The organism is Microcystis sp. M49636_WE2, assembly GCF_030065375.1.
GTDB classification, from domain to species: Bacteria; Cyanobacteriota; Cyanobacteriia; order Cyanobacteriales; family Microcystaceae; genus Microcystis; species Microcystis aeruginosa_C.
Genome location: NZ_JASJFG010000806.1, coordinates 1 through 2,193, shown reverse-complemented (window position 1 = coordinate 2,193; position 2,193 = coordinate 1). Strand labels below are relative to the sequence as shown.

The window sequence follows — 2,193 nt, the reverse complement described above, 5'->3', positions numbered from 1 at the left end:
TTAAAACTTCTAACACTGCTTGGGGTGATAATTTATCTTTAAACCAGATAACCTGAGCGGGTAGATTTTGAAATTTAACTCCAGCTTTTTCTAGATTTAACCGTTCCGATACGGCTAAAATTAGATTGTTTGCTTGGGCCGATTTGACCTGTAAAAATTTCTTTTGTAGGTATTCTGGTCGCCAATAACCAACAATTTCCAGGAGAAAAACGCGACCATCGGGATGTACTAAACGGAAATCGGGAATCATCACTCCTCCGGGTAAAGGCAATAAATCAACTTCCCTTTCTAGTTGCCATTCAGTTTTTAACTGTAACCAACGTTTAGCGAAAGATTCCTCTAACATACTATCGTAGGGTTTACCCGGGGAATAATGGGACACCAGACCACAGTTATCCTCTAAATTGAACTGTTGTTTTTTAATAGTTCCTGTATAGGAATCTTTATACTGTAATTGTGCCTTCAAATTCCAGTGAGTCACATGGAGTAAGGCAGGAATTAATTTAGCGATTTCAATGCCATAACGACTATTAGCTTTAAATAAACTGGTGGGACCATCGATAGTAATAGTAAATCCCGTGTCGGCATCCCCTTCGATATAAGTCATTAAACGAAATAGTTTTAGATAGCGAAAGAGATATTTATATTCCCCCGGATCGTTGCGGTGGACGTTAATAATTAAATAAGTGGCCCGATAAAAAATCCCTTGAATTTGCGAGAGGTTAAAACGATGAATTAAGTTTTCGGGGGTGGGAGCATCAAATTGAGTGAGAATTTTATTCTCCGCTAAATCAGCATAGAGTCCTTTTTCTAGAGCCACTGGAAAAATTTCTTGATTTAATTCTTGGCTGAGTTGCTGGGCAATTTTCCCCAGAATTAGCGATCGATTTTGGGGAATAGGGACAAAGTTAGCCGCTTGTTCAAAAACTCTTTTTCTTAATTCCTGCGGTTCTAAGGGACTAATAATCTCAAAGGTGGCAAAATGATTGGTTAATAGGTGAGCAAATCCCCGTTTAATTTTATAATCGGGACTGTCTCCCTCCAAGATTAGGAGTTTTTGGCTTAATTCTCCCTTAGTTTCACCGATACTTTCCTGAAAACAGCTGATTTGTTCTTTGGCGATCGCCAGATAGTCGCCAGCGAGCGGTAAGCGTTTGGGAATAATTGTCTCGCCATTTTGACGGGAAATCAATAAATCGGTCGGTAACATGGCAAGCTAGAGAAGAATAATCAGATGGGGAGAGGTGGGACGACAGGGAAAGGTCGAAACCCCAAAAATCCCCCGATTCTAACTATTTTGGTCGATATAACGCTCTAAATCCTCGATTAAACGGGTTAATTCTGCTTCTGTGGTTAAGCGTAGGCGATCATCACGAACCGTTAACAAAACTTTAGCCGAAAAAGGACTCGGATAAATATTGGGATTACAAAACACTTCCAGAAATACATCACCAGTGTGCTGATATTCCAGCGGTTTTTGGGGTTGGGGTTTACCCCCACTAGCGGCATTACTGGCGATCGCTTTCAGGCGATCGAGTAAAATGTTAATTTCCCTTTGCAAATCCAGAGCAGCACTGGGACTGAAACGAAAAGTAACGGAACCTTGCAAGAGATTAAGAGTTAAAGGAATCATCGAAAAAATCAGGTTAGGAGAAGGCCTGAAGTTAATTATATTAATTTGGGGAAATTTGGGGAAATTGGGTTTTGGCGGATGGTTCGGTAATCAGTAAACAGTAAACAGTAATCAGTAATCATACTAAATCCTGTTTAAAAAGTATAGGATAGTGGGGTGTGGGGTGTAGGGTGTAGGGTGTGGGGTGTGGGGAGAAACAATTCATAACTTGAGAGTTAATCACACTATTAAAAACGGATTTGGTATCAGTGAGGTTCTTCGTTACTTGGTCTGGTTCGATCGGGGGGCTTAAATCGACCAAATCTTTATCTGGTAAGATACTTAATTGATGCGTTCGTTCTTGAGCGAAAACAATTGACAAAAATCGCAGCAATGTCTTTCTCTACTGATAACTGATAACTGATAACTGATAACTGAATTTACCGACGCGGAACGAGATTAATCCGGCCCTCGTCCATTTCATCCATGAGTAACTCTAGGGCCTCGTAATCCACATCGGAAACGTAGCCAAGACGAGCGAGGAGTTCATTAATTCCGTTTTCGATTTCTGGCGTGATTTG

General features: G+C 40.6%; 3 protein-coding genes. All 3 read right to left on the bottom strand.

Features of this window, described 5'->3' with window-relative positions; translation table 11 throughout:
• A partial coding sequence (locus PX484_RS18385) for a DUF790 family protein (protein WP_288105035.1) occupies positions 1 to 1,210 on the bottom strand: 1,210 nt, incomplete at its 3' end.
• A gap of 78 nt (positions 1,211 to 1,288) precedes the next feature.
• The gene (locus tag PX484_RS18380; RefSeq protein ID WP_287764560.1) at positions 1,289 to 1,633 is read right to left on the bottom strand and encodes a hypothetical protein; all 345 of its coding nucleotides are present in this window, start codon (positions 1,631 to 1,633) and stop codon (positions 1,289 to 1,291) included.
• 419 nt (positions 1,634 to 2,052) lie between these two features.
• Positions 2,053 to 2,193: hypothetical protein (locus PX484_RS26105; RefSeq protein WP_502882765.1), on the bottom strand; the 141-nt coding region annotated here is incomplete at its 5' end.